The 23,998-nt window shown below is 42.7% G+C and carries 25 protein-coding genes, 1 other RNA gene and 1 pseudogene; 10 read left to right on the forward strand and 17 right to left on the reverse strand.

What is annotated here, in order from left to right:
* Nucleotides 1–19: 19 nt before the first annotated feature.
* The 7 genes from KFT32_RS18535 to ssrA all read left to right on the forward strand — a co-directional run bounded on the left by KFT32_RS18535 (nt 20) and on the right by ssrA (nt 6,378).
* Nucleotides 20–982, forward strand: a complete 963-nt coding sequence (locus KFT32_RS18535; RefSeq protein WP_211748737.1) for a carbohydrate ABC transporter permease — start codon at nt 20–22, stop codon at nt 980–982.
* Between the two features lie 45 nt (nt 983–1,027).
* Entirely contained in the window at nt 1,028–1,852 is an 825-nt protein-coding gene (locus KFT32_RS18540) for a carbohydrate ABC transporter permease (protein WP_211748738.1), read from the forward strand.
* Between the two features lie 63 nt (nt 1,853–1,915).
* On the forward strand, nt 1,916–2,809 hold the full coding sequence (locus KFT32_RS18545) for a sugar phosphate isomerase/epimerase family protein (protein WP_249435972.1): 894 nt from the start codon (nt 1,916–1,918) through the stop codon (nt 2,807–2,809).
* A 13-nt stretch (nt 2,810–2,822) separates the two neighbouring features.
* The gene (locus tag KFT32_RS27615; RefSeq protein ID WP_349304925.1) at nt 2,823–3,881 is read left to right on the forward strand and encodes a Gfo/Idh/MocA family protein; all 1,059 of its coding nucleotides are present in this window, start codon (nt 2,823–2,825) and stop codon (nt 3,879–3,881) included.
* Between the two features lie 65 nt (nt 3,882–3,946).
* Nucleotides 3,947–4,975 carry a Gfo/Idh/MocA family protein gene (locus KFT32_RS18555; RefSeq protein WP_211748739.1) on the forward strand — a complete coding sequence of 343 codons (1,029 nt, stop codon included), beginning with the start codon at nt 3,947–3,949 and terminating at the stop codon, nt 4,973–4,975.
* Nucleotides 4,976–5,284: 309 nt separating this feature from the next.
* Nucleotides 5,285–5,761, forward strand: a complete 477-nt coding sequence (gene smpB / locus KFT32_RS18560) for an SsrA-binding protein SmpB (protein WP_211748740.1) — start codon at nt 5,285–5,287, stop codon at nt 5,759–5,761.
* Between the two features lie 253 nt (nt 5,762–6,014).
* Nucleotides 6,015–6,378: a transfer-messenger RNA gene (gene ssrA, locus KFT32_RS18565) on the forward strand.
* Nucleotide 6,379: 1 nt separating this feature from the next.
* On the opposite strand, the gene KFT32_RS18570 is transcribed toward ssrA, so the two are convergent.
* The 11 genes and pseudogenes from KFT32_RS18570 to KFT32_RS18620 all read right to left on the reverse strand — a co-directional run bounded on the left by KFT32_RS18570 (nt 6,380) and on the right by KFT32_RS18620 (nt 15,505).
* Complete coding sequence (locus KFT32_RS18570) at nt 6,380–7,921, reverse strand: recombinase family protein (protein ID WP_249435973.1); 1,542 nt, start codon at nt 7,919–7,921, stop codon at nt 6,380–6,382.
* A 64-nt stretch (nt 7,922–7,985) separates the two neighbouring features.
* On the reverse strand, nt 7,986–8,300 hold the full coding sequence (locus KFT32_RS27705) for a hypothetical protein (protein ID WP_211748784.1): 315 nt from the start codon (nt 8,298–8,300) through the stop codon (nt 7,986–7,988).
* A pseudogene (locus tag KFT32_RS18580) lies at nt 8,216–8,615 on the reverse strand (JAB domain-containing protein). The gene KFT32_RS27705 and the pseudogene KFT32_RS18580 overlap by 85 nt, the downstream one beginning before the upstream one ends.
* A 337-nt stretch (nt 8,616–8,952) precedes the next feature.
* Nucleotides 8,953–9,444: a hypothetical protein gene (locus KFT32_RS18585; RefSeq protein ID WP_211748741.1), complete on the reverse strand. Its 492-nt coding sequence runs from the start codon at nt 9,442–9,444 to the stop codon at nt 8,953–8,955.
* The gene (locus KFT32_RS18590; protein ID WP_211748742.1) at nt 9,432–10,631 is read right to left on the reverse strand and encodes a DUF927 domain-containing protein; all 1,200 of its coding nucleotides are present in this window, start codon (nt 10,629–10,631) and stop codon (nt 9,432–9,434) included. The genes KFT32_RS18585 and KFT32_RS18590 overlap by 13 nt, the downstream gene beginning before the upstream one ends.
* Nucleotides 10,632–10,815: 184 nt before the next feature.
* Nucleotides 10,816–11,352: a hypothetical protein gene (locus KFT32_RS18595; protein WP_211748743.1), complete on the reverse strand. Its 537-nt coding sequence runs from the start codon at nt 11,350–11,352 to the stop codon at nt 10,816–10,818.
* A 101-nt stretch (nt 11,353–11,453) separates the two neighbouring features.
* On the reverse strand, nt 11,454–11,927 hold the full coding sequence (locus KFT32_RS18600) for a hypothetical protein (protein ID WP_211748744.1): 474 nt from the start codon (nt 11,925–11,927) through the stop codon (nt 11,454–11,456).
* A 141-nt stretch (nt 11,928–12,068) separates the two neighbouring features.
* Nucleotides 12,069–12,473, reverse strand: a complete 405-nt coding sequence (locus KFT32_RS18605) for a hypothetical protein (RefSeq protein ID WP_211748745.1) — start codon at nt 12,471–12,473, stop codon at nt 12,069–12,071.
* Between the two features lie 360 nt (nt 12,474–12,833).
* On the reverse strand, nt 12,834–13,265 hold the full coding sequence (locus KFT32_RS18610) for a hypothetical protein (protein ID WP_211748746.1): 432 nt from the start codon (nt 13,263–13,265) through the stop codon (nt 12,834–12,836).
* Nucleotides 13,266–13,403: 138 nt separating this feature from the next.
* Complete coding sequence (locus KFT32_RS18615; RefSeq protein WP_211748747.1) at nt 13,404–13,856, reverse strand: sigma factor-like helix-turn-helix DNA-binding protein; 453 nt, start codon at nt 13,854–13,856, stop codon at nt 13,404–13,406.
* A 293-nt stretch (nt 13,857–14,149) separates the two neighbouring features.
* Entirely contained in the window at nt 14,150–15,505 is a 1,356-nt protein-coding gene (locus KFT32_RS18620; protein ID WP_211748748.1) for a hypothetical protein, read from the reverse strand.
* A gap of 161 nt (nt 15,506–15,666) precedes the next feature.
* On the opposite strand from KFT32_RS18620, the gene KFT32_RS27710 reads away from it, so the two are divergent.
* Complete coding sequence (locus tag KFT32_RS27710; RefSeq protein WP_481856351.1) at nt 15,667–15,861, forward strand: helix-turn-helix domain-containing protein; 195 nt, start codon at nt 15,667–15,669, stop codon at nt 15,859–15,861.
* A gap of 172 nt (nt 15,862–16,033) precedes the next feature.
* Here KFT32_RS27710 and KFT32_RS18630 read toward each other — a convergent pair whose 3' ends face one another.
* The 4 genes from KFT32_RS18630 to KFT32_RS18645 form a co-directional block, all read right to left on the reverse strand.
* On the reverse strand, nt 16,034–16,261 hold the full coding sequence (locus KFT32_RS18630) for a hypothetical protein (RefSeq protein ID WP_211748750.1): 228 nt from the start codon (nt 16,259–16,261) through the stop codon (nt 16,034–16,036).
* A gap of 135 nt (nt 16,262–16,396) precedes the next feature.
* Nucleotides 16,397–17,065, reverse strand: coding sequence for a hypothetical protein (locus KFT32_RS18635; protein ID WP_211748751.1), 669 nt, complete (start codon nt 17,063–17,065; stop codon nt 16,397–16,399).
* A gap of 33 nt (nt 17,066–17,098) precedes the next feature.
* Nucleotides 17,099–17,482: a hypothetical protein gene (locus tag KFT32_RS18640; protein WP_211748752.1), complete on the reverse strand. Its 384-nt coding sequence runs from the start codon at nt 17,480–17,482 to the stop codon at nt 17,099–17,101.
* Nucleotides 17,479–17,904, reverse strand: coding sequence for a hypothetical protein (locus KFT32_RS18645; protein ID WP_211748753.1), 426 nt, complete (start codon nt 17,902–17,904; stop codon nt 17,479–17,481). Before KFT32_RS18645 ends, KFT32_RS18640 begins: the two co-directional genes overlap by 4 nt.
* 293 nt (nt 17,905–18,197) lie before the next feature.
* Here KFT32_RS18645 and KFT32_RS18650 point away from each other — a divergent pair, with 293 nt between their 5' ends.
* Nucleotides 18,198–18,380 (forward strand): hypothetical protein, encoded by a 183-nt coding sequence (locus tag KFT32_RS18650; protein ID WP_211748754.1) that lies wholly within the window; start codon nt 18,198–18,200, stop codon nt 18,378–18,380.
* Between the two features lie 27 nt (nt 18,381–18,407).
* On the opposite strand, the gene KFT32_RS18655 is transcribed toward KFT32_RS18650, so the two are convergent.
* The gene (locus KFT32_RS18655) at nt 18,408–20,378 is read right to left on the reverse strand and encodes an AAA family ATPase (RefSeq protein WP_211748755.1); all 1,971 of its coding nucleotides are present in this window, start codon (nt 20,376–20,378) and stop codon (nt 18,408–18,410) included.
* 785 nt (nt 20,379–21,163) lie between these two features.
* On the opposite strand from KFT32_RS18655, the gene KFT32_RS18660 reads away from it, so the two are divergent.
* Complete coding sequence (locus KFT32_RS18660) at nt 21,164–22,240, forward strand: BsuBI/PstI family type II restriction endonuclease (RefSeq protein ID WP_211748756.1); 1,077 nt, start codon at nt 21,164–21,166, stop codon at nt 22,238–22,240.
* A 41-nt stretch (nt 22,241–22,281) separates the two neighbouring features.
* Here KFT32_RS18660 and KFT32_RS18665 read toward each other — a convergent pair whose 3' ends face one another.
* Entirely contained in the window at nt 22,282–23,799 is a 1,518-nt protein-coding gene (locus KFT32_RS18665; protein ID WP_211748757.1) for an Eco57I restriction-modification methylase domain-containing protein, read from the reverse strand.
* Nucleotides 23,800–23,998 lie beyond the last annotated feature (199 nt).

Genomic DNA, 23,998 nt, shown 5'->3' on the forward strand with positions numbered 1-23,998 from the left:
AGGCAAAGGAGAGCCGCCCATGATCCCAAATGAATCTTCTCAGACATCGCTAGAGAAAAAACAGAAGGTTCAGGCGGCGGGACGAAGCAGGTATATTCGATCAGAAGGAAGGTGGGGGCTCCTCATGGTGTCCCCTTATCTGATTCATTTTCTCGTCTTCGTGGCTGGACCGCTGGCTGTATCCCTCTATTTCAGTTTTACAAAATACGATATGTTAACCTCGCCCCAATGGATCGGACTCGGGAATTATCAGCAGTTATTTCAGGAGCCTTTGTTCTGGAAGTCGCTGTGGAACACGCTCTATTTTGCAATTCTATTCGTGCCTATACAGACGGTACTCGCACTCATCCTTGCTGTAATGCTGAACCAGAAGCTAAAGGGACTCAAATGGTTTCGGATGGCTCACTTTATCCCAGTCATCTCTTCTTGGACCGTCATACTGTATGTGGCAGATTCGATTTTTAACCCTCGATTTGGGGTTGCAAATTCGTTGCTCGTAAAATGGGGACTCGATCCGCAGCAGTGGCTGAACAGTGAAAGATGGGTTATTCCTCTCCTAGTCCTGATTGCCGTATGGAAAGGAATCGGGTACATCATGGTTCTGTTTCTTGCAGGGCTGCAGAGTGTTCCTGGAGAGCTATATGAAGCGGCAGAGATCGATGGAGCAGGTGCTTTCCGTAAATTCCGGAGCATCACCGTGCCACTCATTTCTCCCACTACGTTTCTAGTTGTGATTCTAAGTACGATTTCTACCTTTCAAGCATTCGAGCAAGTCTATGTCATGACAGGGGCCGGAGATATCTCTTCAGCAGGAGGACCTAGGAACGCGAGTCTTGTGCTCATGCTGTATTTGTATAGAGAAGGCTTCTCGTTCATGCATATGGGATATGCCTCAGCCATTGCTTGGGTACTGTTTATGATCTTGTTCAGTCTCACCTTGGTACAGATGAAAATGCAAAATCGCTGGGTGCATTACAACTGACGGATAATCGTTCTGGTTTCTTCGTAAGAAAGGAAGTGGATAAGGATGCCCGGTAAAAAACTGCGCAAAGCAGCCGCGTATCTGGCTATTTTTCTAAGTTCGCTCGTCATGCTTGTCCCGTTCGCCAAGGCATTGCTTAACTCCCTGAAAACCTATCGTGAATATACAGCCGTTCCGCCTACCTGGTTCCCAGACGTTTTTCAATGGTCAAATTATGCGGAAGTGCTGAAGCTAGGGGATTTCGGAACGCAAACGATGAACAGCTTTATCGTGTCTATTCTGTCCGTGATCGGAACGTTATTATCATGCTCGCTCGTCGGTTATGCATTTGCGAGACTTCGTTTTCCGATGAAAAATATGTTGTTCCTGTTTGTACTGGGAACGATGATGATTCCGCCAGTGGTGATCATTATCCCGCACTTTATGATCTTTAACTCCATGAACATGCTGGATACGCTGACCCCGCTGTGGGTAATAGAGTGGCTTGCTCAGCCCTTTGGTATCTTCCTGATGCGGCAGGCGTTCCTCGGCATTCCGGGTGAATATGAGGAGTCTGCCAAAATGGAAGGGTGCAACCCGCTGCGAATTTACTGGCGAATCTACATGCCAATGAGTTTGCCGTCACTAGCTACACTAGCTATCTTTACGTTCATGACGAAGTGGAATGAAATTCTCGCTCCATCCATTTACCTTAGCTCGAGTGAAAAGTTCACACTTCCAATCGGTATCTTAGGACTGAAAGGACAATGGGTTGGTAACGAGCAATTGATGGTTGCTGCTGCGTTGATGAGTTTGCTTCCCATCCTGATTGTCTTCCTGTTTGCTGAGAAATATTTTGTGCAAAATCATTCGGCTTCTGGAATTAAGTAAAGGCTACTTCAGACTGCGTAGGAAAGTAGTGTTTCCAACATGTAGGTACAAGAGGGGGTGAGTATGCTGAAAACGAATAAATCTGTTGCTACAAAGAGCATCCCGCTAGCGGCTTTTAGTGGGTCCTTGATTGATTATCCACTACGAGAAGCGATGGAGATGACAGCTAGGCTTGGTTTTGACGGGATTGAGATTGCCTGTCGCTCCCCTCATCTTGGGCTGGATACTTCACTTGCTGAAGTGAGGGAGTTAGGTGATCTTGCGGCGGGGCATGGACTTCACATCCCTGCACTGGCAGGCTATACGGGTCACTTTTCTACCCTTACTGATGAGGAATGCGAAGCTGCCATGGAGGAATCCCGAAAGCTATTTCGCTTCGCTGAAGTGTTATCTGTTCCCTACGTCCGGGTTTTTCCGGGAGGGCCTAACGCTTTTCTGGCAGAGGATCAGCACTATGAGAGGGCAGCTCACTATTTGGTTAGAAGTTCCAAAGAAGCAGCAGAGCATGGGGTGAAGTTGCTTCTTGAGATTCACAACCAGACCTTAGTGGAAGATGCAGACAGTGCGCTACGGCTGCTACAGCTTGTAGGAGACGCTGGAATCGGCTTTATCCATGATGCAGGCAATATGTATATAGCAGATGTGGACTACGGGAAAACGTCGGTGAGCAAGCTTGGAAGCCATCTGAGCCATATCCATGTGAAGGATGAGAAGCGGATTGAGCAAGCGGGCGCAGAAGGGTCTTTTAGCAACCGGACTCGGCATGGGATGGAGTCGTTTATGCAGTGTAGGCTTGGGGAAGGGGAGGTCGATCATCGGCCGATGCTGACAGCTGTACAGGAGAGCGGATATAGCGGCTGGATTACACTAGAGTGTGCGGCTCCTTTTCCGTCTGAAGAGCGGCTTGCCTATGACTTGGCTGAGATGAAAAGGCAGCTTGGAAACAGATGCACGTAAAGGAGGGAAGATTGTGAACTTAGATGGCAGGGGAACGGAACCAGATGGAAAAATAGTCTTTGCCATTGTTGGCTGTCAGCACCCCCACATCTCTATTTTTATCGAGGAAATGCTGGCTCTTAGACACAGCTGTGCCGGAATTTATGATGCAGGTGATCAAACGCTCGCAAAACAATTGGCTGAGCAATATCAGATTCCATTTGCCGAAAGTGTAGAGGCGCTGCTGATGAATGAAGAGGTGCAGATTGTAGGCAGTTCCGCGATCAACAGCGAGAAAATCAAGATTGCCACCTTGTGTGAACAGTATGGTAAACACCTGATGCTGGATAAGCCTGCTGTCGTCGATAGAGAAGGGCTCTATCAACTGGAACAGATCATAAGCAGGGAAAAGATCCAGATTGGAATGTTATTAACCGAGCGATATCGGCCATCTTTATATACGCTTCAAGAACTGATTCGCCAAGATCAGCTAGGAAAGCTGGTTAGCATTACGATGCGGAAACCTCACCGGTTACGCCCACATACTAGACCAAAGTGGCATTTTAACAAAGAACAATCCGGAGGGATTATCATCGACTTGCTTATTCATGATTTTGATCTTCTCAGATGGCTGACAGGGCAGGAAGTAAGTGAAGCCAGCGGAAGAATGGGGAAACAGATATTGCCTGAATACCCGGAGTTTTATGATACGGCAGCGGTACAGGTAGAGCTGGATCAAGGAACGATGGCACAGCTGTATGCGGACTGGCATGCACCGGAGAAATGCTGGACGTGGGGGGATGGACGAATTTTCGTAACGGGAACAAAAGGGAGCGCAGAGATCAGGCTCGCTGGAGATCCAGCTGTTTCCAATGAGGAAGAATTGCTGCTATTGATGACGCATGAACACGAGCTTGAGGAAGTTTCGCTTCGCACACCCAAGTCTACGGTGACAGAGGACTTTTTGAGACGTGTTCAAGGGAAGGCACATGAATTCACTCATGAGGATCTGCTTGAAGCAACCAGAGCAACTTTACTTGCTGATGAGCATGCAAAACGAGTGAAGTTCTTGAAGTCAATGACACAGGCATAATCCAGACTTTCGACTTACGAGCTTATGATGAGATTCGGGTTGAATGGGGACAGGGGGAGAACGGGATGGAATCTATTACAGAACCGCTGAGGTATGGAATTATAGGATGCGGTATTATTGCAGAGGTCCATGCATCTGAGATGGTTAAAGTACCAGAAGCACAGCTGATTGCCGTATGTGACAGCAACCCGGATCAGGCAGCCAGATTCTCATCGCAATATGGCGCAGCTGCGTACAGTGATCTGGATACTTTTCTCGCGAGAGCAGATCTGGAGGCGGTATGTATCTGTACTCCCAGTGGTCTGCACGTAGAGCAAGTGATTCAGGCAGCTAAGGCAGGGAAACATATTCTCTGTGAGAAGCCGATGGCCATTGAAATGGCGGGTTTGAGCCGGATGATCGAGGCTTGCCGTGAAGCGGGAGTTCAGCTTGCGACGATTTTTCCAAGAAGAATGTCTCCTCAAGCAAAGTATGCAAAGCAATTAATTGAGCAAGGTACACTTGGAAGGTTAAGTTTATGCTCTGCTTATGTCAAAATCTATCGTAGTCAGGATTACTATGACAGTGCTGGCTGGCGGGGAACGTGGGAGATGGATGGCGGCGGTGCCATGATGAATCAGGGCATTCATACGGTGGATATGCTGCAATGGCTTGCTGGAAGCGTCGTTTCATTACAGGGAAAGGCGCGAAATGTACTTAGGAACATCGAGGTAGAGGATACCGCGATTACTATGCTTGAGTATGAGAGTGGAGCTATGGGCGTGCTGGAAATTACGACGACGGCGTTCAAAGGCAAGGGACAGCGGATTGAAATCTATGGAGAAAAAGGTTCGCTCATTATTGAAGAAGATGATATTGTGCAGCTTGAGGTCGAAGGACAGCAGATACAGCTCCCCGTATTTCCTCCTTTTCAGGTCATTCCCGACGGGCACCGGGAACAGATTCGTGACCTTTGTTATGCCGTTCGTGAGCAGCGAGAGCCGATTGTATCCGGAAAAGAAGGAAAGCATTCACTGGAGATTATTCTTGGCACGTATGCTTCTTCCCGTCAGCAAAAAGAAATTCGGGTAAAAGAGTATTTCGTCGTTAGATGAGCGGGTGCATGCAGCGAAGGTAAGCAGCAGAGGTAAGGCCAGCAGAACAAGAGTCTGCGGGCCTTGATTTATTTTCACAGCAATGAAAAGGGAGTAGAAAATAGGGCTGATGGAGACATTACCTAAGTGAATTGTAATGCTTCAAAAAGGCTTGTGTGGGTTACAATGCATATAGAGGTTTGTTACCTTGATTTTGGGTGAGCGAATTTGTTACAATGAAGACCGGAAAAGATTGTATTTGAAAAGAGTAACAGGCAAGACCGTCCACGCTATGATGGTTAATCAGTATGCTTGAGAAGAGGTGAGAACATGGCGAAGAATGACAGTAAGGTGCTTGCGCAAAATAAAAAGGCTTCCCATGACTACTTCATCGAGGATACCTATGAAGCAGGGATGGTGCTAACCGGTACGGAGATCAAATCTCTGCGGAACGGTCGTGCGAATATCGGAGACGCCTTTGCGACCATTCGTAATGGAGAGATTCATATTCACAACATGCACATCAGTCCGTTCGAGCAAGGGAACCGTAACAATCCGGATGATCCAACAAGAACACGGAAGCTGCTTATGCATAAAGCTCAGATCCACAAACTACTTGGACTATCCAAGCAGGATGGATACTCGATCGTACCTTTGAAGATTTATATAAAGAATGGGTATGCGAAGCTGTTACTTGGACTTGGTAAAGGTAAGAAACAGTATGATAAACGGGATACCGCAGCGAAGCGGGATGCACAGCGTGACATTCAGCGTGCACTGCGCGAGAAGCAGAAGATTGCCCGGTAAGATTAATGTTTATGGTATGAAGCTATATATGGTATCTATCTCCTTGTTTTCCTGCAAGATATAGAGTTCCGTATGTCGCATTATATATATGTTTGTGATATACTAAGTTTGTACGAGAGAGGAACGTACGATCTCGTGAAGACAAGTTTTTGCTTCTGATCATCCTTTTACCATGGAGGAAAAGGATGCGGAATAGATCTACTTTTGCTCAGGATACTACATCCGATCTATCCAAAGAAGCCCTTTTTATTAAGGGGGCGTTTATGGATTCGACGGGGATAGTTCGAGCATGAGTAGCGGGTAGTGGGGACGCGTCCGCTTCATCAACGCTAAAGCCTATTAAACGGCAAACAACAAAACAACTACGCTTTCGCAGCTTAATAACCTGTGAGCGTGCTCTTACTCTGTATCGCCCATGTACCGGGATAAGGGCTCAACTTTAGTGGGATACGCTGTCTAGTCTCCGCCTGCGGCTAGCTGAAGAAGACAATCAGGCTGACCTGAAGGGAATCCGGTAACGGGGAGTCTCTAGGGTGACATTAAATCTGTTACTACACCCGTAGAAGCTTATGTGGCGTTATCTTCGGACAGGGGTTCGACTCCCCTCGCCTCCATATGTTAAATCCACAACCGAATCCGGTTGTGGATTTTGCGTTTCAGGGATATGATAAGCTCGACGTGTTCTTTGTATACAATTACTTTTTCAACATAACTGGCAACGAACTTCTTGATTGCGGGAAGGTTCCTAGCGACTACATGGTCTTTGAATTTGGAAAGCAGTTGACGTAGAGTTTCTTCTGTAATAGGTGCTTTTTTCTTTTTTGCACAGTGCTCAATGATGGATTGTTCGAGTTTCAGCTTTTGGTCTTCGAGTTCATCCAGTTTACTGAACAGAGATGTATTAGAAACACCACTGGCCACTGCACTAACGATATTTTCAATCTGCTTGTTTGCCTCGCGCAGATTCCTTTCGAGCCTTACGGCTTCCATTTGAGAGGTTTCATCTTTCTTTTCCTGGAAATCAGTAAGTTCCCGTGCTAGTAGCGGGATGGCATCATCGTTAAAAATCTTCTTTTGAAGCTCGTCGATGACGTAGCTTTCTACGTATTCCCGGCGCAATTCGGGATTCTTACAGGCTTTGCATTGATCACGGTTGCCACAGCGGTAGGTGACATACTTTAGCTTGTTGCGTCCACTGTACTTTGTGTTGCCCATCATGGCGTACTCATAACCGAGATTGTTTAGGCATTCTCCGCAAACAATCAGGCCGCTCAAAAGATATAATTCCTTCGCTTTATACCTTCCAGATTTCCGCTTGTTCGTGGACAACTTGTCCTGAACTTGCTGAAACACATCTTTTGAGATGATTGCAGGCATTCCGCCTTCGATTCGAATAACATCCTCACTATTCTTTTTTCGGTTACTGTTCCGCTTGCCAAGCGCATCTTTGCCATCCGTCAGATTGAAAATATAGACACCCATGTACTTCTCGTTACGTAGAACATCATGTATGGTGTTCTTGCCAATCGGTTTTCCGTAGCGAGAACGGTACCCTTTCTCCTGGAGTGCCGTAATTATTTGGTTATAGCCGAAGCCATCAAGGAACATAGAAAAGATTGTTTCAATAATGCCGCGTTCATTCTCATCAATAATGTATTTCTTTGAGGTTGGATCGACTGCGTAACCGATAGGAGGGAGCCCACCGGTATGTCTGCATTGGTACGCCGTCTCCTTCATTCCCTTCATGACCTCGCGGGTGAGGTTCTTGGAATAATACTCCGCCATACCCTCAAGCAGTGATTCCAAAATAATACTTTCTGGTGAGCCATCTAGATTTTCGGTAACGCTCAATAGCTTTACATCATTAACTTTAAGCTTACGCTTGTATTTGGCACTGTCATATTTATCCCTTGAGAATCTATCAAGTTTATGGACAATAACACAATCGAAAAGATTCTTTTCGCTGTCGGCGATCATCTGTTGAAACTCAGGGCGGCGGTCGGAAGTCGCCGTTTTGGCACGGTCAGCATAGACCTTCACAAGCTTGTAGCTGTTCCTCTTGCAGTATTCTTCGATGGCGCGAACCTGTGCGTCAATGGATTCGTCTCTTTGATTATCACTGGAGAATCGACAGTACGCTGCGGCACGTTGAATAGTCATGGTGGATTCCCCCTTTTGTTTTATGGACGGCACCCCGTTTAGACACGGAGTTGCATCTGTCAGGTTAAATGGCTCGGTTTCGGCGTACGATCGCATCAAGTGCTTCAACGGCGGATTGGTAATACTGTTCTGGCGTTTCACGGACTTGCCCAGCTTGTTCCCAAGCCGAGATATCTGGATTGTAGAGTGCTTTCTTGAGCTTATCTCGTGAGATGCGGGTTCGGTAGTTTGCGATTTTCATTCCTGTTTCCCCCTTGTTCTGTGCTTGTAGTGCTTGTGCTGAGTAGATGATGTCTACATCAGCGAGTTCTCCTTCATACTGGTGAAGTTGCCATGTCCGAGAATAATGTGATCCAATAAATCGATGCCAAGCAAACATCCGCAATCCCGTAGTCGCTCGGTTATTTCAATGTCCTCTGGGCTTGGATCAAGGATGATTATGGCAAGCGATAATGGCAGCGGAGTTGGCTAGAACCGCCAACTTAAACGTTTCTCGAGGATGAACAAGAGAAGCATTCAGCATCCCGGTAGATACTAAATGGATTGCGGTCGGCTCATTCTTGGTGTCCAGACAGAGAATGCAAAAGGCTTCCCTGTCGCAGTCACCAATGAACTGGCGAAACAAATCGGCAGCATCCTGGGGCTTGCGAATCCGCCTTCCTGGGTAGAGTATGGATGATGCCTCTCTAACCATGCGGAGACCGACGACCTGAATAGCTGGAGTCGGCTTTTTTTGCTCATTTCGGATTACCGCTATCGACTGCTTGTAAGTTATACTTGTTACTCATCTATGAATCGCCTCCATGATAGATTTTCCATATCATGGATATATTAAATGAATGAAATTATGGCAAAGACGGATTTAACCATAGAAAATGGTGGTTTTTCTGTAATCTCAGGCAATCTGGGAGAATCCCGCGTGAAAATCACGCCAGATTGCCGATCGCTTGGCCAGCAAAACGTTGGAACTCGGCGGAGCTATAGGATATTTCCCGTTTTCCCGCAGAGGGCCCACTTACTCTGATTTTGCATTATTGCTCGGTAGAAGCTGCTTGTCCCGGGTTAAGTCTAATACAATACACAGTTACTGCTGTTGAATCATCGTGAATTTTCCGTTTACGAGTGAAGCGATCTTCTTCGGCATCGAGCAGGCCTTTCAATTTCCAGTCTTTCAATATAATTTTGGAGTCTTCAAAGCCTCCGTCCTTCATCCATTGACGAAATACAGATGGAAGAATATATACAAATTGCTCATCAGACTTCCAATAAGTTCCGCCGAAGACCTTTCTGTTCTCAAGAATGTCTGTACCCATATGAGCGTTCTTAGTCTGCCTCAGTTCGTTAAAGTTTGAACGATTCATGGTGAATTGCTCGTAGAAGTAGTCTAGCGCTTTTGCTCCGATATCTCGTTCATCGTTTACGGCCTTTTCATTTTCAAGGAGTAGATCCAGAATCCTCTTCAGATCGAAATCAAGCCGAAGAGCATTCTGGGCAATTTCTCCCGTAACCATTAGAATAGCCAACTTTTTGGCGATTCTTTGGGAAAAGTGGCCTTGTCCATGCATCGACTCAACAATTTGACGACTCCAATCCTTCCACATCTGTATAACTTGGATTGTCCTCGATCTAGAAGGTTTGCAGCCAGTATTGGTCCCGCATGTCCATAGTTATGAAAGATGGTACTTTTTAAACGATCTGCGCTTTGCGCATCTTTCGTCCAGGTGATATGGCCCAATTCCAAAATTCGCATGTGAATCCCAGTGTTATGATTCGTTTTCGACGTCAGTGCCTGTTCCCCGTTGGATACAATAGTCGTGCTCCAGGCTCCGGTTTCTTTTAAGCGAGACTCTTTGTCCAGGCGTCCCTTTTCTTTTCCGCCTGCAAGATAATAAGCCATGTTGGAAAAGTCCAGACTATCAGACATAGAAATTTCATCAAGACCGAAAATTAGTCCGAAGTTGCCAACTAGACTTCCGATGATAGCATTTTGGGTAGACATCCAGGTCTGCATGAGCCCATCCTTGTTCGTTTCGGGATATCCAAATGTTGAAATGGCTAGGGAGGACGCAGTAGTCTTTCCATGTGTGCTTTTTCCGAAAATGTGAAAAATGAGACTGTCAATCTTGGTTACGGAACTAATTAGTCCGACAACTGCTGACGAAAGACCGATCAGAATCGCAAGCTCCAAATTCCTATTTCCCATCACCCATTTTTCAACGGCTTGCTTCCAGTTCTCATATTTGCCTTTTGGCTGAATGGCCAATGTCCCGCTGTAAGTTGAATCCATTCCGATGGCTTTATAGTGTTTAAAGACCAACTGATTATCATACCTGTCCCATCCAAGCTTTTGATGGACCCTGTTTTTAGGGGCTTTGGCTTCCTCATTTCTGAGGTGCTTGATGATCTGGGTGGCATTGTGTTCGTAGACATCTGCTCCATACTTCGCGAGCTCAATGATTTTGTTTCTTTGGAAATCAGCACGTCTAAGAGTAGCCCCTTTTTGCTGACCATTGTATTCAAAGGTAATAGTGAAGGAGAGCTCTCCTGTATCTATATTTTCATGTACTTCGTTAATCTGAATTGCTTTGGCCACTTTTAAGCGGCCTTTCTTTTCGCCGCGATCCTCCCATATGAATCCGTTTTCCATCACGATTTCAGGATAGAAGTAATTCATGGCAGCCTTTGAATACTCATTCCCCGTATCCGTCATTTTGTTTACTCCTTCTGTTCTCTGTCTTTTCTTTTTTAAATTTTCTTTGCAAATACACGTGAAAACGGGAATTTTAGCGTTTTCCTTGCTCTAACAGGCGTCTTCTTGTAGATTCATCGGAGTAAGAACGGGATTTTCCCGTCTCCAAACGGGAACACCCTTGAAACGATGGCTTCTGTATGAACTAAAATTCATTCCGCCGTCTGCGTCCCAAATTGGATGAAAGCCGGTTTCTCCGAGGCTGTTCATCTTCGGGATCAGAATCGTCTTCTAGATCATCTTCGATTTCAAGCTCGTCATCGTCCAATTCATCATCGTCTAGCTCATTGTCAGAGTCATCTTCCTCCAAATGATCTTCCTGATAGCGTTCAATTTCTTCCATGTCCTGCCTATTAACTTTGTAGACCCTTTTGACATTCGTATATCTGCCTTCGTTCGCGATAATGACCTTGACGTAGTGCCCAACGAGTTCACTGAGGTCAACATTGCACGAGTCTATCCCGAGCGCTGCATCTATCAAGGCATCGAAAGCGCCATAAACTTCAGGGTTGTCTACATAACGGTTACTGATAGTCTCTCCTTCTGCCAAAAGCTTGAATTCCACATGCCAGATGTTGCAATCGGACTTGCCCTGCTTGATTTCAATAATTTCAGCTAGATAAGATCCATCTTGGATATTCGATTTCCGCAGTTTTTTTTCGCGATTGATCATAAAGCTCATAAGTTATGCTCCTTATTGATAGATTAGTTGGAAAGAACCTCCGGGGGTTCTTTCCATCAGAAATGAAATGGATAAAGCTTTAAACGACAGACAGTCCGTGATTAATGCTCTAAATCGGTCAAGATGAAGGCCAGACTAAGCGGTTTCAGGCTATTCTTGTTGAAGAACTGCATGACATATGGGCTAAGTAATTCACGAATATTGCCGATTATATCTGACACTGTTTCTGCGTATGGGCCTTCATGAGACATGCAGAGCAAAGTCAGACGGCCATCCACTTCCTTACATTCCAGTACCTGATACCCTTGTGTGACATTATGAATGATTGCGGTTGCCGTTGTATCGGGACCAACATCTAAGGAGACATGGAAGAAAGGCATAAACAAAGCAGTCGACTCAGACGGAACAAACGGGTCGGGTAGATTTATTTCAAAGTCAAGCGGATGAGGTAGTTGTTCCTTGACAAGGGCTTTGAGCGACTCCGTTTTGCCCTCCTGGATGTAATCCATGATGGATTCTTTATATTCTGAACAAGGAGATGGTTGGTGTTGTTCGGAAATCCTGGTGATCTCCATGAACTTTTTTGGGACAAAATAACACTCATAAAAGAATTTTTCCCATCCCGCACCATCGGTTAAGATAGATAAACTCACATCGTTTACTATAAGACCAAGCTCTACATTGAAGTAACGGATAACATTTCTTTTAATAATCTCTTAATTCTCCTGTCCCAAATTTTTGATGTTAATAGGAACAGGTGGAAACCATAAGACGTTCAGTTCGGATTCGCATTCGTGGAGGCCGAGTCGAGAACCGAATAGTGGTGATTCGAGACGGCGGCTGGCTTCGGCAATAAGAAGTTTCCCTCCGGTTGATGAGAAGGGAGTACCGTCCGTTCCATTAATTTTCAGCACAATATTGTCAAGATACTCACTATCAAGAAATTGGGTATATTCGGATGCTAGAGATTGATAGGTGCTGACACGGGTTTGCTTAGCTGCGTTTTTCGGGTTATTCAGCTGTAATGATTGATTTTTTACTTGCTCTTGGGTGAGTGTTAGAAGTAGTTGGAGGAGATCATCATTCTCCAAAAATTTGATTACACGAGAAGCGGTTGTCATGAATAAACCTCCATATGAATAGTAGTCCGACAAATATCGACTGTTGTGTCTGGAAACGACTACCCGGTCAGAGCGTATAATTTCCGGCGCTTTAGTTTTCAAGGAACAGTAGTATTTCTGAATTAAATATTACTTTAAGGAGCTCTTTTTTATCCAATAGGATACAAATATTGTAAATCATCTGACTGGTAAGGAAGGTCTGTTTGATAAGCTATAATTGTTTCTTAACTAGTTTGATTAGAATTGATTTAATGAAATAAATCTATAATTATCATATATTTTCTTGGATTTTCTTCTATGCAAATAAATATGTCGCTACAATCAAATATGTCGCAGAACAATAAAAAAAGAGAAGACACGCTAAAAGGTGCTCTTCTCTTCGAAATATTTTGATAAAACATCATATGTTGTTTTTCCGAACTCTTTTGCTTTCGAACTTCTTTCCTTTATGCCGTTGGATTCTTTGTGGTCTAAAAGTGAGAATTTAGTTAGAATTGCTCTTCTAAAAGAACGGAGGGGCTCGAATATGAATGAAGAGGCGGGAAGATACTCAAGAATAATTGATTTGTTTCGGAGAGAGTATCTTCTTGTTTCTAGATTTTTTCCAATGATGCTCGATCTAGTTGTTAAAAATATGACTTGTTTCTTTCGTGATAGATTCGCAGCTTTGACGAAGAGTTTATTTACCTGCTTATTTTCATCAGCAATTGGATTTAAGAAGATACATCGAAGGTCGTTAGTCTTCAAATTCAATGCACAGAGCGCAATCTGAGGTGTTGCCTTTTTAGTCAAATCAATTTTCGCCTGCTCAATTTCCTCAGGGTCATCAATAGATCATCATCAATGAAAGGTTTTTTCCTGCTTTTAAATTTTACCTGCCTATTTTGGGTGCCTAAGTACAAGTGTCCAAATATCCAAATTGCTGTATCGTTATTTTGCTTCCACTTCCTGATCTTTGTCTTTAGCTCGGCATTCTGAGGGTATTTGCTTGGTGGTAGAACAATTGCTCTGAAGTAATTGCCGTGCCTTCTCTCTTGACACAATGATCTCAAATTCGTCCCATATATACTGTTGTAACATGTGAGTTGTCCACTCGGAAAGCAAGAATCCAGATTCAGTGGGAGGTGAGGAGATAGCAGTTGTTATGGCTCGCATCTGGTCTCCTGAAAGCTTATAATTGTTGCCCGGTAGTCTTCTTGCCGGATCATGAATATCTGGCATCATTTTTAGATGTCTCTGTACAGTTCGAATACTTACCCCTAGTATCTCGGCAATTTCTTTAGTTGATTTTCCATCCTCGGCAAGTTGTCTTGCTAGGATGTTCCTAGCTTTGTATTTCGGTAAAGATCCATCTTCTAAGGCATATTTGATGTTTTTCTCCAAAATCAACACGCATCTTTCGTTATATTGTCTGAAGTCATTCGCTCATCAAGAGAGTATTTGTATGCTAGAGTAGCTTAATGATTTTAACTGTGTGCTTTCTATGATCCTACGTGCCGCACGCCGAGCGTCTCGGCGTTATACAGATATATAATATACATTTATTTTCAAATTTATTTACAAAGTATGTATCAACAAAGACTTTAGCAATTTTGACTGTTTGTTAGAGTAAGGTTCTAGAAGTAATTCTAGAAAAAAAGAAGGGTCTACCGGATGATTCCGGTAGACCCAAACAATTAATAGTCGGCCAGTCCAAGATAGTGCATTGAGAACAGGTTTTCGAAGCTGTTCGCGGAATACATGGCATTAAATCCGTAAAACCGAGAGGTGTTCTTGTTGGCCACGGTCAGGGTTGCGTAGGCCACGTCAGCCTCAAAGAAGCTCTGCAGGCGGGTTTTGCCGCTGCCAATCGCCTCGTAGTACTTGTAGACGAAGAAGAATGGATTATCCCACTCTAGATGCTCCTTATCCACCGCGACGTAGTCGTTCCAGTCGTCCCCCGTCTCACCCTCCGGCGTGGGGATGTGGAGCCACAGATAGTTAAAGACACCCCTGCCGAACATCGGGACGGTATGGGCGATAGGATTGATCATTTTCCCTTTCAATAGGCCGTCATGGACGACACTGTTCCCGTCAAGACCCACAGCGGCGTCGAAGTTCCAGAGGAAGGCCGTATAGTAGTTCGCATTCAGGCCGGCGACGCTCTTACGGTCGAAGAAATATTTCATATTTTCTTTTTTCAGGGAAGCCCCACCGCTGTCACCTCGGCTGCCCACCACAAGGTCCATTACTCCAGTCTTATTCTCCTTAGCCAAGTTCACAGCCAGATCCTTATAATATATGCGTTGGTCGGTATTTTGAAAAAGGCTGAATTCCTTGTTCTCTTTTAGGCGGTTCATGAAGAATGCAATGTCGTCCTGAGCGGTGTCCAGTCCTTTTTGAAACTCGACAGGGGCCGAAAGGACAACGGTCGGAACAGATTTACCTTTGGTCTGCATACGGTAGGTGTCATAGTTGCCGATGTACTTGGCGATCTCGCCCTTCGTTAAAGGCAGGCGGGAGACGGGCCATTCCGGGATGACGCTGATCGGAAGCTTCTCCTGAACGATGCCGTAGACGGAGACGTCCTTCAGGTACTTGCTGTCGTTTTTGAAGTTAGAATAGAGGAAGTCGGATACGAACTTGTCATTCTTATTTTCCTCGACCCCGTTCCATTCGGCGTTTCCCAGAAAAAACTTCATCTTGTGGGTGTAAGTGAAGGAAGGCACGTCGCTAGCCAGGCCGAAGATCTGGACACCGGCGACCTTGCCGCCTACTTTCTTCTGATAGGCTTTCAGTGCATCATAAAGCTTAGGTGCAGTGGCATAACCCTTGGCGTCAAACGAGATGTTATTGGTGTTCTTGAATTTTGCCATGTACAGTTTGATAGCAGCGAGATCTTTACTGTCGACCTTAGCGCTATTGTAGACAAAGTAATAGTTTTCCTTTACAGGTGTAGCAGTCTTTTCAGCGGCGTTAGCGAAGCTACCGAAAGGGAGAAGGGTTAATATTAGTATAAAAAGAAATATGGAATTATATCGGAATCTATTCACTTACAATGTACCTCCTAAGGTTATCCTATTGATGTGTATTTTACGATAAAATCAATTTTGAGAATAAGAAAATAGCGAAAAACTATGAGATATGTCTCCGCCTATTAAGCTTATATCTATTGACGCTGGTAGGTGCCAGAATTAAGACGTTGCGGACACAAATGGGACTGTCTCAGGTGGAGCTTGCAGAAAGAGCAAAATCACAAGACACCTACATTGGAGAAATTGAGCGGGGGAACCGTAATATTTCACTGAAGATGTTGGTGAAAATAGTCGATACTTTGGAGGTGTCTGTGACGACCTTTTTGAGAAAACTGAAAGCCTGCTCAAATAGCAGCAGCATATCGAAATTGTGAGATCAAAGCTACAAAGTCGCTCTCTTGAGGATGTCAGGTTGGTGCAGCGTATGCTTGATGATCTATTCAACAACATAGATGAACAATACCGTAGAAAATAGAGGAGTGGGCTTAGAAGCAGTTGTTCTTTGCCCGTTCCTTTTTACTTTTGGATGATTCATGACTGTTATATTTATTTTTTGTATTTTGGATTTATCTTTACAGTAAGATTGGCATGATGTTTGTGAAAACCCATATTTCTCGTAGACTGGTTGGCTTGTTGTGTAAATGCCTCAGCCATCGCAGGTTCATCAAACAGAAAGTAATCTCTGCCTTTCTGCTTTCCTAGCAAGGCAATGAAGGCATAGTTGTAGCTACCTGGATTGCAGATGCCTCCACTACCTAAAGGGATCAGATTCATAATGTCCTGAATGTCTAGTTGTTCGGGGCTTTCAGGCTGATTGTCCAGTGCAAGTAAGAGGCAAGCAAACAGGCGATCTGCATTTGCTCTTTCGGTAATTAGGTTCAGATTGAACCGTTGGCTGCTTACCGTTTCCTAGTCCAACACCGTTATGATTGGTTCGGGTTGATTCGGTGAACTTTCGGCCACTTTGCTTAGGACATCTCGGTATCCGTAGGCAAACAAAAAGCGACCTAGCTTCAAGGAAGCCTGATCGCCGAGGATGGATTGTGTCTTGGGCAGAAGTTGACGGTAGAAGTGAGTGTAATGCTCCACAGATATAGCAACATCTTCAAGCTCTACGCATTCATCTGGTAGTTCAGCTTCTGTGAGCAGGTCGTTCATGCCTTTGACGCTGCGTGAATCGGTAAGTTCGATTTGCTCGGAACAAAGAAGATGAGTAAGAAAGGCGACCGTGTTGAAGGCGTATTCACCTTTTCCAAGCAAGTCTGTCCAGTAGGAGATGACAAATGGCGGTTCGGGTATATACTGCTCAACAAAGTTCTTCCAATGGCTAATGACAGTCAGATGCAGCTTTTTATATGGGTAGTGGCTGCTCTGCTGCCATTTGCCACAAGACCATGACAGGGCAGCACGTAGTGTATCGGCTTCGATAGTGGCAGGATCGGCGAACTGTTGCCTCCAAACCTCCAACGGCTCAACGGGATATTTGGCAAAAGGGAAGCGGCTATGGTGCAGTTCATGGTGTGTTTTTACAAGTGCAACCAGTGATTTTTTCTTGGCGTCGGTGAGTTGTAGGGACATTGAAAGATTGCTCCTTTCAGTGGTTTAATTGGGTTAGCCGGAGTTTGCTAGGAGCCATTGTTCTATTTCCAAGGGATGTATGCCATGTAACGTAAAAAACGTCATGCTGCACTCGTTGTCCAACATGACGAAGATTTTATATAGGGTTTGGTCATCATTAAAGGTATATCGTTCGATATATTCAGGGTAATACTTACCTGCCGAGCAGGAGAAGGCTGCTTGATCGTGCTGAATGGGAGTAAGCTGATCGGTGGTTTCCAGAATGAACAACCATTGACCAGGCGGCGGGAAGACTTCATCTTCAAGTGCGGAGCGACGTTGTTGCATGTAATTGTGGATGAATGTAAGGCAGTCGTTAGGAATATCGCTATTCTTTAGTAGGTTTGCCCAATGTGTATCAGATGTTAGATCGATCATTTTTCTGGTTCCTCCTGATGACTATTGTCTTGTGGGCTATCCCCGTAGCGGGGGTGGTTGTTAGCTTTTGCTGCTTCAAGGGCTTCAGGCGAAACATAGAATGGCTCAGCCAGTTCTAATACCCAGCCCAGTGCAAACTCAATGGGACTTCCTTCAATAGCTGGAGGCCCATCTGCCCAATCTTTTTCTAGAGTGAATTGGATGCTGTCCTCGTCCATCGTTACAAACAAATCTGTCCCGTCATAATAAGGGTTTACTGTGTCTCCTTCTTTAAAAGTAAGAGCGACCCGTACTTGGTGTACGGGTCGCTCTTTTTTGCCACATTGAATTTGAGTTTCTGAGATTGCTAGGAAATGAATGTCGCCTTCGGAATTGAAGGCTGACTCGAACAGTGATAGCAGCCCTTTTTGTACTTCATTCATTTTGATTACCTCCATCATTCGTATTCAAAGATATGATATAAAAATGAAATTTGGTTTATTATAAGTTATATAGTTTTAAAGGAAAGTGAAATTCTTTCTTCTGCAAAAATCTAAATCCAACGAATAGGTGGATCGGAAAATAAGGGCTAATCTCCCGATTTATATGTTTTTATTTAACCTTTCGTTTTATCTTCCTTTCGAAAGGGAAAGATGGTATTAAAAATTTAATGTGTGCATAAGGCTGTATAAGGGTGTATAAGATCATTTTCGCAGTAGCGATCGGGGGGATTTGATTGAGTGACTTAAATTTTTCAAAAGAAGAAATGAAACGGCTCTCCGAATTACTTAAGTATGCATATGATGCTATTGAATATTGGTTTGAAGGCTGTGATGTTGATGACAAAACATTTAATGATAATATTCATCAAAAAAATGAATGTGAATATTTTATAAATAAAATAGATAAGCAGGGGTAGCTCTGCTTATCTATTATTTAGGATGACTTAATTTATGGATAGTTTCTGTTTTATAAGATTCAGTAGTATATTGTAGGGAGATGACGGTTCTGACAGTGAAACTTTTAGAAGCTCCTTTTTAAATCTTTCCTGAGTTATACCTAGTATTCTTCCGACTTCAGTAGAGGCAATGTTGAGTACTTGTTTACCTGGGCAGAGGCAGATCCAGTCCCAGCTACTTTGGTCATATTTTGCTTCCGATTCTTGAAAACGCTGAATTGCAGAGTCTTTTAATGAGTTAATTTGATCCTCACTTAGTAGATTATTGATATAGTTCGTATAACTAGCCTCCGTATCAACCGGTATATCGCGGTGTTTTACGTTAATGTGATAGTCAAGTATATCATTTCTAACTTTATTATTGAGATAAAGTTTCTTTAGTGTGGGTATTTGTTGATCGGCAACTTGCTTCAATATTGTCGATATAATTTCATGAGTTATCGAATCGGGTTCTGCCGCTAGATTCTTTGCAGCTTTTAACCAAACGTCATTGTCGAGAAGGTAATTCTCAATTTCATGTCTACCTAGTAAGATAAACTCTGGATTATCAATAAAAGCTTGCACTCTTTCATCGTTAGTAACATCACGATCCAATAAAAAGACAAAGTGTTGATTATGGATATGTTGCTCAACCTCTTTAATTCCAGTGTAAATTTCAATTAGCCGTTCACAATTTCCGATTTTTTCAATTGTAACATTATGCTGTTGACACATTGGGGTTAATAATTCAATTTCCTGTTCCCCCTCAACAAAGAGAATCTTACTATATAGGCTACTAACTCCTAATTCTCTTAGTTTCTTTTCACAAGTCTCATATTGCAGCAGGGTTAAACCTGTATTTTCTAAGGCAAAATTACTACCGATATTAAATAACGACATAATTAGCACTTTTGAGTGTGTAAAAAAGAAAGTTTGCGAAATTTTGTTGGACGAAGTAATTGGTAGGTATGAATTCACTTTCGAAACAAGAGAAGCGGATCCCGGCATTTTTTTTATGGTTTGTATATAGGTCTCTTCATTGTTACATAACTGATTTAGTAGTTTGGCAAATTTGCAGATTAGATCCTCGTGTAAATGATTCTCTGGTTCATCGACCAGTAAAATACTTATTCGTCCTACCAAGTTTAAATAAAGGAACAAATAGAAGACAGTCTTCTCTCCAGCACTAAGGTGTCGCATATCATATTTTTTCCCACCTGTTTCACTATTTGTAACCAAATTAACAATTTCATCGGGTCTAAAATTGTTTAAAGAAAAGTTGGAAAAAGATATGTGAGGGAAGAGTTGTTTAAAGAGCAATGTTGCTAGCTTGAAATATAAATCCTGTTTTCCTTTAGTTGGTATCAATCTTTCATATGCATAATCCATTAATAAATTTTTATAAAGTAAATGGAACGTCTCGCGTGGCGAGAATATCATATTCAGTGTTAACCAGGATTCTCTACTTAGAGCCAGTTCATTTCTTGTGGTAATGTTTAATTCGGAAAAGGGTGTATTTGTTTCATTATAGTGCTTATTGGATTCGATAAAGACAATTACTTCTGTGGGATTCTCTAGATTCCAATATTGATCTAACTTTTCCACGTCCTCTGGGCTTATAGATAAATTCCAATTGATTGTATCGGGAGTTACCTCCGCATTAAGTGTGATTACAACGACAGTAGTATCCTCTAAAATAAAATCTACTGTTATAGCAGCGGTTCTTGCGCATAACGTATCGTTCAATTTACTTAAGAAGAATTCTTTTGCGTTAAATGTGAAGTTGCTCTCAGGAAATTTACTTTGAAGTTTTTGGAAAAAATATGCTTGTTGTACAAGAAGCAAGGAGTCCGCTATAGTTGTTTTACCAGAACCATTTTTACCGCTTATAGTGTTTGTATTTTTAGCTTGAGAAAAATCAAAAGTAGTTTCCTCAGAAAATTTCTTAAAACCTTTGATTACAAGTTTAATTAGTTGCATATTTATGACCGCTCCATCCCATTTTACAAATAACAACAGTATTCATCATTTTAACACAGGGAATATATGGAGTCTATGGATATAGACCTTTATAAGGGACTAAAGTCGCATGCGATATTAGGTTGTTTATCATGACGATATCGCCGCGTTGGGAGGCGCACGCGTTATAGGAATAGAATGATACTTAAGAAAAATCTTAATAAAGTCTTGCATGTATATAGAGGGGGTAGATGTTACACGAAGTCCATAATGTTTGACCTCGCTTGTAGAGAAGAAGTAAACCGGCAATTTTAATTTTGTATGGATTGTTTTTTGTGTTTAGCTGGTCGACTGCTGCTGGCTTTTGAAGCTGTAAGGGCTTCGAGTGAAAAGTGAAATGGCTCGGTCAACTCAGAGACTTAGTTTATAGCAAGTTCAATTTGGCTCCCCTCTACAGCCGGAGGACCATCAGCCCAATCTTTTTCAAATGTAAATTGGATTGCATATTATTCTATTGTTATAAATAAGTCATTACTGTATAAATAAGGGATTTAATGTCTCCTTTAAAGTGAGAGCGACTCGTACTTGGTGTACGGGGCGCTCTTTTTCGTGGACGTGAATTATTGTTTCTGAGATCACCAGGAGTTGAATGTCGCCTTGGGGTTTGAAGGCTAATTATAAAATGGAGATGAAAATTTGCCGACTGTATTGTCTGAAGAATTTATTTTTATCTGAAGGTATTAAAATTACATTGCAGAAACTATTCCTTTATGTTAAACTCAGACTATTGAATGTGGAGGGATATTATGGAAATTTGGTATGAGGACGCATTACCAAATGTTGAATTCATTAAAGACAGATTAATCACTATCATTCCTGATAATGTGGAGAACGCAAATCACGCTAGAAATATTACAGCTGCCCGTACTATCTTTGTAATGTTATATGCTTATGCAATTGAAGGAGAGGCTGGAAGAATACGTCCTTCGATGGTAACTGTAATGACTGATAGACAGTCAATGGAACAGACAAGATCGGCAAGAGAGACGTGGCGAGCGCTTGTATTGGGGCCGAAAAAGCCCAATGATCCGGAGAGATGGTACAGCGAAAATACTCGGGAGCCCATTAGAGACGACACCATCTCATCATTAAGAGAGATTGGCGCAGTAGAAGAAGTAGCGGGTGTTCCAACAACTTCATCTAAACCACGCTATTTTTTAGCACGGGATTTTGCGAATCTACTAAATCCTTTTCTTGAGGGAGACGAACTGGAAGAGTTGATAGCAATATGGAGAACTGCACATTTGGCTAAAGGGGCACTTATCCTTCAGGGATTAAGAGAGCAGGAGTTGCGAAGCGAAATTTTTGTGGAGTTTGGACACATCAAACATCCAATGTCTCCTGGCAAGAGTTCGGTGCTGACGAAGGCTGCTGTAGAAGTTTTTGCACACAACTTTATGGAGAAACCTGAAGTCTTACTTATTAGCGAATCATCTGAAAAAGTACACTGGCAATTTGGAAAACTTCTCGAAAGATTAAAGCTTGCAATTAATCCGAAAAAAACTCTCCCAGACCTCATAATTGCTGAGACAGGTTCTTCTGGTTTCCGACTAGTATTTATTGAAATCGTCCATTCCGATGGGCCTATCTCAAACAGTAGGAAAAGAGACTTGCTTGCTCTCGCTGAAGCGAGTGATTTAACAGAACAAGAATGTACATTTGTTACTGTGTTTGCATCTAGATCTGACGCTGCTTACCGTAAGGTACAGAGTAGTATTGCGTGGGGCTCCTTTGTTTGGTTTGCTGACGAGCCCGAGAGAATTGTTCACTTAATTGATACTGAATCAATAGGAAAGAAAGGGCTTAACGACCTGCTAAGATAGCTGGATAACCTAATAGGCTGCCAAAGGCAGCCTATTAATAGTTATTCTAATAAATCTGAGACAATGTTATCAATCTCTTGCTGTTCTGGCAAATGATTATCGAATGCAGTCCCCATCTTAATAAGTAATTTGTATGGAGGGTAGGGTAAACTCTTTAGATCGCCAACATTAACTTGAGTGTGACCGTTGAACTGCCTAAAGAAGCAGTCTACTATACTTGAACTTAGGTATATTGCTAAACCTTTTGCTAAATCTAGTGGTAAGCCCTGTCCATTCCGATGGAAATAATTAAGATGGTTTTCAAAGCCTACAAACTCTGCGCTCATTTGCTCCTCATTATATATCGCAGTAACAATACGTCGTGTCTCCTCTTTAGGAGAGAATCTTTTAACTAATACGTAGTTTCCTTTTGGGACTAGTTGTTTGCTAGTCACTTCATTTAGCGAAATTGCGTTTGGTTTATCTGCTGGAAAGATGGGCCATTCTAAAGACCCCTTATGAAAATGGACCGGATATATTAGAGGTACTGTATCATAACCAGGCGCACTTCTAAGGTTTTCCTTAGTTCTGAAATCAACTACCTTTCCTGTAGAAACCTTTAGACCTAAATCCTCAAGACTAGTTGTTATACCCTCCATTAATGACTTGACTCTCAAGTCTTCTTCATCTCTTAATATTCTTATGAACTTGTCCTCATCGTTTGGGTGCACCAATTTATCATATTCGAGCGTATGTGTCGATGCTTCTTCGTTTAGATTCTCTGAGGATGAAATAGTAACATTCTTGTGTTCATATTCTTTTACAGCATGATAAATAATGTTCTCTTGAAGGACCTCGTCATCCTTGAAAGCATCAGTTCTAGAGTTAAAAAGATGGATTTTTCTAAAATTCATGTCACTCAAGAAGTCTACTCTAAAAGGCTTAAAATAGGTTCCATTACAAAAACTACGCGGAGTAATAGCCACCAGCTCTCCATTAGGAATGAGTAACTTCTTTGATATTGCTACGAAAGCGCTATAAAGATTTGTAGTTTCAATATCTATCTCCCTAAGTGTTAGACGTGTTTCTGATTTACTGCTAATTTTTTTGTAAGGGGGATTTAGAATTACCTTACTATACATTCCTCCCGTATAGGATTTGAGTAGTGTTGAACCGTACTTTATAAAGTCATCATGAATTATAGAATAAGTAAACTGAATATTGTTTAAGGAACAGAGCTTATTACAAAACTCTAGAGAAAACCGAAGATGTTCCAACAGAGTTTCATCAATTTCAACTGCTGTTACATGAATACTGAGCGGCTTTTCGTCTTTTTTGCAAATTTGAGTGATAGTTGCAGTTGTAAGAATACCAATGCCGGCTCCGGGGTCAAGTAGATTTATATGAGGCTCATTTATTTCAAACATGTCACTCATAAAAAGAGCTAGACGTGGTTCTGTGAAAAATTGACCCAGGTTTGATTTGATTTCTTTCTCGGTCGCCTTGCTAACTTGCTGCCGAGTAACGTTGATCTGAGTCAGCATAAGCTCTGAGAATAATTCATTTTTTTTATCAATCATTAGCATAATAAGCCTCCATTCTGGCCGACATAAGATAGACTCTATTATAACAAAGGGAACATATGTGCGATAGGTGTCTTGATGTTTTTATTTTATAGTATGTGGTTTAGTTAGTCCAACAATTCTAAGGGTACACTGGGGATATGAGGGTAAAAACGAATAGTGAGGAAACAATTAATAAAATCATTGAATTTATACG

The organism is Paenibacillus sp. Marseille-Q4541 (assembly GCF_018310695.1).
Taxonomy (GTDB): Bacteria; Bacillota; Bacilli; order Paenibacillales; family Paenibacillaceae; genus Paenibacillus.

Bases quoted from the DNA above. Each gene is read 5' to 3' on its own strand.
- KFT32_RS18535 (WP_211748737.1), top strand. From the start codon at position 20: ATGATCCCAAATGAATCTTCTCAGACATCGCTAGAGAAAAAACAGAAG.
- KFT32_RS18540 (WP_211748738.1), top strand. From the start codon at position 1,028: ATGCCCGGTAAAAAACTGCGCAAAGCAGCCGCGTATCTGGCTATTTTT.
- KFT32_RS18545 (WP_249435972.1), top strand. From the start codon at position 1,916: ATGCTGAAAACGAATAAATCTGTTGCTACAAAGAGCATCCCGCTAGCG.
- KFT32_RS18555 (WP_211748739.1), top strand. From the start codon at position 3,947: ATGGAATCTATTACAGAACCGCTGAGGTATGGAATTATAGGATGCGGT.
- smpB (WP_211748740.1), top strand. From the start codon at position 5,285: ATGGCGAAGAATGACAGTAAGGTGCTTGCGCAAAATAAAAAGGCTTCC.
- KFT32_RS18570 (WP_249435973.1), bottom strand. From the start codon at position 7,921: ATGACTATTCAACGTGCCGCAGCGTACTGTCGATTCTCCAGTGATAAT.
- KFT32_RS27705 (WP_211748784.1), bottom strand. From the start codon at position 8,300: ATGTTTGCTTGGCATCGATTTATTGGATCACATTATTCTCGGACATGG.
- KFT32_RS18590 (WP_211748742.1), bottom strand. From the start codon at position 10,631: ATGACGGATACGGGGAATGAGTATTCAAAGGCTGCCATGAATTACTTC.
- KFT32_RS18595 (WP_211748743.1), bottom strand. From the start codon at position 11,352: ATGAGCTTTATGATCAATCGCGAAAAAAAACTGCGGAAATCGAATATC.
- KFT32_RS18600 (WP_211748744.1), bottom strand. From the start codon at position 11,927: ATGGAGATCACCAGGATTTCCGAACAACACCAACCATCTCCTTGTTCA.
- KFT32_RS18605 (WP_211748745.1), bottom strand. From the start codon at position 12,473: ATGACAACCGCTTCTCGTGTAATCAAATTTTTGGAGAATGATGATCTC.
- KFT32_RS27710 (WP_481856351.1), top strand. From the start codon at position 15,667: ATGGGACTGTCTCAGGTGGAGCTTGCAGAAAGAGCAAAATCACAAGAC.
- KFT32_RS18630 (WP_211748750.1), bottom strand. From the start codon at position 16,261: ATGAATCTGATCCCTTTAGGTAGTGGAGGCATCTGCAATCCAGGTAGC.
- KFT32_RS18635 (WP_211748751.1), bottom strand. From the start codon at position 17,065: ATGTCCCTACAACTCACCGACGCCAAGAAAAAATCACTGGTTGCACTT.
- KFT32_RS18640 (WP_211748752.1), bottom strand. From the start codon at position 17,482: ATGATCGATCTAACATCTGATACACATTGGGCAAACCTACTAAAGAAT.
- KFT32_RS18645 (WP_211748753.1), bottom strand. From the start codon at position 17,904: ATGAATGAAGTACAAAAAGGGCTGCTATCACTGTTCGAGTCAGCCTTC.
- KFT32_RS18655 (WP_211748755.1), bottom strand. From the start codon at position 20,378: ATGCAACTAATTAAACTTGTAATCAAAGGTTTTAAGAAATTTTCTGAG.
- KFT32_RS18660 (WP_211748756.1), top strand. From the start codon at position 21,164: ATGGAAATTTGGTATGAGGACGCATTACCAAATGTTGAATTCATTAAA.
- KFT32_RS18665 (WP_211748757.1), bottom strand. From the start codon at position 23,799: ATGATTGATAAAAAAAATGAATTATTCTCAGAGCTTATGCTGACTCAG.